We start from the raw sequence: 5,026 nt of genomic DNA on the forward strand, positions 1-5,026 counted from the left end.
GCACTACCCGGGGTGATTGGCATTTCCGGGAGCCGGCCAGCGGCCGGCACTACCGGGGTGATGGGCATTTCCGGGAGCCGGCCAGCGGCCGGCACTACCCGGGGTGTTTGGCATTTCCGGGAGCCGGCCAGCGGCCGGCATTACCGGGGTGATGGGCATTTCCGGGAGCCGGCCAGCGGCCGGCACTACACGTTCAGCGGGCTGAACGTTTGGCCAGCCAGCGGTCCAGTTCGGCGGCGAACGCCTGCCGGTCGCGCGCGCCCAGCGGAGGCGGGCCGCCGGTCTGGATGCCGGCACCGCGCAGTTCCTCCATGAAATTGCGCATCGACAGCCGCTCGGCCATGTTGTCCGGGGTGTACAGCTGACCGCGCGGGTTCAACGCCACGGCCTGCTTTTCCAGAACCAGGGCCGCCAGCGGGATGTCCTGGGTGACCACCAGATCGCCAGCGGCCAGCCGCTGAACGATCGCACTGTCAGCGACGTCCAGCCCCGGCGGCACCTGCAGGAAGCTGATCAGCGGCGAGGGGGGAACCCGCAGCCAATGGTTGGCCACCAGCACCAGCGGGATCTTCACCCGCTCGGCGGCGCGGAACAGGATCTCCTTGATGACGCCAGGGCAGGCGTCCGCATCGACCCAGATACGGGAAATCGCGGAACTTGAATCGGGCATTTGGCTGATCTTAAGGTAGGAAAATTCTGAATAGGCATGATGAATTGGTGTACGATGCGCCAATCCCTTGTCCTGTCAGGCGGGAGGGGGAGGATGGCTGAATAAACCAGCTATCGCTTTTTCGGTAAAACACGAGTATCGTCACCCACACTGTGTTTGCTAGGGTCACCGTGAATCGTGGCCTGGTGCAGTTGATCTCACGATCTGCTCATCGATCCGCTTTACCAACGCCTGCAACTCAGTCTCGGCGCCCACAATGGGAAGCCGCGATTATTTCAACTATTGTTTCAGGAGTTTGTACATGTCTGATCGTCAGAGCGGTACCGTCAAGTGGTTCAACGAYGMCAAGGGCTTCGGCTTCATCACCCCGGAAAGCGGCCCGGACCTCTTCGTGCACTTCCGTGCCATCCAGGGCACCGGCTTCAAGTCGCTGCAGGAAGGCCAGAAGGTGACCTTCGTCGCCGTGCAGGGCCAGAAGGGTATGCAGGCTGACCAGGTGCAGGCGGTCTAATCGACCCCCCGCTACCGTCAGGTTGCAATGAAACGCCGGAAGCGAAAGCTTCCGGCGTTTTTTGTTGTGCGCGTTTTGCCCGGCCTGGCCTTCGGGCCGGTTGCCGCCGATGACGGCATGCATCCGTCGCCGCGGTTACGATGACGCTTTGAACCTGCGGACGCGGCAATGATCAAAGTGCACCATCTGGACCACTCGCGCTCGTTGCGCGTGCTGTGGATGCTCGAAGAGCTTGGCCTGCCGTACCAGGTGGTCAACTACCAGCGCGATCCGAAGACCTGGCTGGCCCCGCAGGCACTGCGCGAGATCCATCCGCTGGGCAAGTCGCCGGTGCTGCAGGACGATGCGCTGGTGCTGGCCGAATCGGGGGCGATCCTGGATTACCTCGCAGACCGCTATGACAGTGGCCGCCAGCTCTCGCCCGAGCTGCTGCCGGCACAGGCGGCCGAACGGCTGCGCTACCGCTATTGGATGCACTACGCCGAAGGCTCGGCCATGCCGCCGCTGCTGATGAGCCTGGTATTCGCGCGGGTGCGCAAGGCCCCGATGCCGTTCTTCGCCCGGCCGATCGCCCGCAGCATCGTGGACAAGGTGATGAAGGGCTTCGTCGGTCCGCAGCTCAAGCTGCACCTGGACTGGATGGAGCGCGAGCTGGGCCACTCGCCGTGGTTTGCCGGCGAACGCTTCACCGCCGCCGACATCCAGATGAGTTTCCCGATCCAGGCCGCTGCCTCGCGCGCCGGCAGCATGGCCAACTACCCGAAGCTGCAGGCCTTCCTGCAGYGCATCGAGCAGCGTCCGGCCTACCAGCGCGCCAGCGAGCGGGGCGGGGCGCTGGACCTCGGCGCAGGCACGGCATGAGCTTGCGGGCGCGCGCTGGCGCCCCCATTTCGAAGCGATGAACACCGACCCGCTGCGTTTCCACAACCGTTTCATCGAGCAACTCCCCGGCGACGAGGAAACCGGCCCGCGCGTGCGCGAGGTGCGCGGTGCGGCGTGGTCGGCGGTGATGCCCACGCCCGTGGCCGATCCGCAACTGCTGGCAGTGTCGACCGAGGTGGCCGACCTGCTCGGAATCGGCGCGGACCTCACCGACAGCGCGGACTTCGCCCGCGTGTTCGGCGGCAACGCGCTGTACGCCGGCATGCAGCCATGGGCCGCCAACTACGGCGGGCACCAGTTCGGCCATTGGGCCGGGCAGCTCGGCGATGGGCGCGCGATTTCGCTGGGCGAACTGGTTGCATCCGACGGCAGGCACTGGGAGCTGCAGTTGAAGGGCGCCGGGCGCACCCCGTACTCGCGTGGCGCAGATGGCCGCGCGGTGCTGCGCTCGTCGATCCGCGAGTTCCTGTGCAGCGAAGCGATGCACCACCTAGGCGTTCCCACCACGCGCGCACTGAGCCTGGTCGGCAGCGGCGACAGCGTGGTGCGCGACATGTTCTACGACGGCAACGCCGCACCGGAACCGGGGGCGATCGTGTGCCGCGTGGCGCCATCGTTCATCCGTTTCGGCACGTTCGAGCTGCCGGCCTCGCGGGGCGATGTGGCGTTGCTGCGGCAACTGGCCGATGTCTGCATCGCCCGCGATTTTCCCGAGCTGGCCGATGCCGGTGACGCGCGCCACGCGCAGTGGTTCGCGCAGATCTGCGAGCGCACCGCGGTGCTGGTGGCGCACTGGATGCGGGTCGGTTTCGTGCACGGCGTGATGAACACCGACAACATGTCTATCCTTGGCCTGACCATCGACTACGGCCCGTACGGCTGGGTGGACGACTACGACCCGGACTGGACCCCCAACACCACCGACGCGCAGGGCCGACGCTACCGCTTCGGGACCCAGCCGCAGGTGGCGTACTGGAACCTGACCCGGTTGGCGCAGGCGCTGGCGCCATTGTTCGACGACGTGGCGCCGCTGCATGAGGGGCTCGCACGTTTCCAGGCGGTGCACGCACAGCGCGAGCGCGAGGACATCGCCGCCAAGTTCGGGCTGGCGCAGTGTCGCGATGACGACGTGGCGATGATGGCGGCGTGGCTGCAGATCCTGCAGGACGGCGAAATGGACATGACCCTGGCGTTCCGCGGCCTGATCGCGCTGGACCCGCAGGCGCCGTCGGTGAGCGTGCTGGAGGAGGCGTTCTACAGCGCGGACCGGCGTGCGGCGGTGATGCCGGCGCTGCAGGCCTGGCTGCAGCAGTACGCGGCCCGGGTGCGCGACGATGCGCTGGACATCGCGTCCCGGCAGCAGCGAATGGCCGCGGCCAACCCGCTGTATGTGCTGCGCAACTGGCTGGCCCAGGAAGCGATCGAACGCGCCGAGCAGGGTGACCTGAGTGGCGTGCATGCGTTGCAGGAGGTGCTGCGGCATCCGTATGACCTGCAGCCCGGACGTGAGCATTACGCCGGCAAGCGCCCGGCGTGGGCGCGCGACAAGGCCGGCTGTTCGATGCTGTCCTGCAGCTCCTGAGGTGTCGGCGCGCGGTAGAGCCACATGAGCGGCCGGGTTACGCTATGCCGCCCATTCCGCCAGACGCCATCATGACCGACGTTTCCGCCAGCCCTGCCTGGGCCAATCGCCTGCGCGACATCGCCGACTTCCCCAAGCCGGGCATCCTGTTCAAGGACATCATGCCGCTGCTGGCCGATGGCGCCGATTTCGCCGCGGCGATCGATGCCATGGTCCAACCGTGGCGCGATGCCGGCCTGGTGGCAGTGATGGGGATCGAGTCGCGCGGCTTCATCCTGGGCGCGGCGATGGCGCGCGTGCTGGGCGTGGGCTTCGTGCCGGTACGCAAGCCGGGCAAGCTGCCGGGCCGCACGCTCAAGCAGGAATACACCCTGGAATACCGTACCGACAGCATCGAAGTGCACGCCGATGCGTTGCCGCCCGGCGCGCGCGTGCTGATCGTCGATGACGTGCTGGCCACGGGCGGCACCTTGCTGGCGGCGCTGTCGCTGGCCCAGCAGTTGCAGGTCGAGGTGGTTGGCGCGGCGGTGCTGGTCGAACTGGCCGGCCTGGGCGGCCGCGAGCGCTGGGACGCCAACGTGCCGCTGTTGGCGAACCTGGTGTACTGACGTATCGGCGCGGTGGCCACGCCACCACCCACCGTAGAGCCGACCGTTGGTCGGCTGCCGTTGAACCATAGAGCCGACCGTTGGTCGGCTGCCGTTGAACCGTAGAGCCGACCGTTGGTCGGCTGCCGTTGATCCGGCGCCTCATGAACCTCACACCGCCAAGAGCAGCCGACCAACGGTCGGCTCTACGGCGGCATTGCCGCCCTCCACCCCGCGTCGCTTACATCCTGCGGACGCGGAAACGACGGCCCTTGATCTTCCCCGCTTCCAGCTGCGCGATCGCCTTGCCGACCTGCTCGCGCGCAATCGCCACGTAGGAACGCGTGGCGTAGATGTCGATCTTGCCGATCGCCTTGGCCGACAGCCCGGCATCGCCGGTCAGCGCGCCGAGGATGTCGCCGGGACGCAGCTTGTCGGTCTTGCCGCCGTCGATGCGCAGCGTTTCCATCGCCGCCTGCGGCAGCACCGCCGGGCGCGCGGTGGCCAGCGGGGTCTTCTGCCAGTCCAGCGGCTTGCCCTGGGCGGCCTCCAGCGCATCGGCGCGATTGCGCTCGCGGCCGGTGACCAGGCTGATCGCAAGACCGGACGCGCCGGCGCGACCGGTGCGGCCGACGCGGTGTTCGTAGGTTTCGATGTCGGTGGGCAGCTCGTAGTTGATCACCGCCGCCAGGTCCTGCACATCCAGCCCGCGCGCGGCCACGTCACTGGCCACCAGCACGTTGCAGCTGCGGTTGGCGAAGCGCACCAGCACTTCGTCGCGGTCGCGCTGTTCC

6 protein-coding genes are annotated in these 5,026 nt (G+C 67.4%); 4 read left to right on the forward strand and 2 right to left on the reverse strand.

Going from position 1 to position 5,026, the window contains the following annotated elements; genetic code table 11:
- Positions 1 to 193: 193 nt before the first annotated feature.
- Positions 194 to 670, reverse strand: a complete 477-nt coding sequence (locus tag ACXJKH_RS14395; protein ID WP_457320249.1) for a YaiI/YqxD family protein — start codon at positions 668 to 670, stop codon at positions 194 to 196.
- A gap of 301 nt (positions 671 to 971) precedes the next feature.
- Between ACXJKH_RS14395 and ACXJKH_RS14400 the strand changes: the two genes are divergently transcribed.
- From ACXJKH_RS14400 to ACXJKH_RS14415, 4 genes are all read left to right on the forward strand, one after another.
- Positions 972 to 1,181: a cold-shock protein gene (locus ACXJKH_RS14400; RefSeq protein ID WP_457320251.1), complete on the forward strand. Its 210-nt coding sequence runs from the start codon at positions 972 to 974 to the stop codon at positions 1,179 to 1,181.
- Positions 1,182 to 1,349: 168 nt separating this feature from the next.
- On the forward strand, positions 1,350 to 2,042 hold the full coding sequence (locus ACXJKH_RS14405; RefSeq protein WP_457320253.1) for a glutathione S-transferase family protein: 693 nt from the start codon (positions 1,350 to 1,352) through the stop codon (positions 2,040 to 2,042).
- Positions 2,043 to 2,079: 37 nt separating this feature from the next.
- On the forward strand, positions 2,080 to 3,645 hold the full coding sequence (locus ACXJKH_RS14410) for a protein adenylyltransferase SelO (protein WP_457320255.1): 1,566 nt from the start codon (positions 2,080 to 2,082) through the stop codon (positions 3,643 to 3,645).
- Between the two features lie 71 nt (positions 3,646 to 3,716).
- Entirely contained in the window at positions 3,717 to 4,253 is a 537-nt protein-coding gene (locus ACXJKH_RS14415; protein WP_457320257.1) for an adenine phosphoribosyltransferase, read from the forward strand.
- Between the two features lie 220 nt (positions 4,254 to 4,473).
- Here the strand turns inward: ACXJKH_RS14415 and ACXJKH_RS14420 are convergent.
- On the reverse strand, positions 4,474 to 5,026 hold a 553-nt coding region (locus tag ACXJKH_RS14420; RefSeq protein ID WP_457320259.1), incomplete at its 5' end, for a DbpA RNA binding domain-containing protein.

The sequence above is a fragment of the Stenotrophomonas sp. P5_B8 genome, assembly GCF_054049855.1.

Excerpts from the sequence above, each read along its gene's own strand:
- ACXJKH_RS14395 (WP_457320249.1), bottom strand. The coding sequence starts at position 670 with ATGCCCGATTCAAGTTCCGCGATTTCCCGTATCTGGGTCGATGCGGAC.
- ACXJKH_RS14410 (WP_457320255.1), top strand. The coding sequence starts at position 2,080 with ATGAACACCGACCCGCTGCGTTTCCACAACCGTTTCATCGAGCAACTC.
- ACXJKH_RS14415 (WP_457320257.1), top strand. The coding sequence starts at position 3,717 with ATGACCGACGTTTCCGCCAGCCCTGCCTGGGCCAATCGCCTGCGCGAC.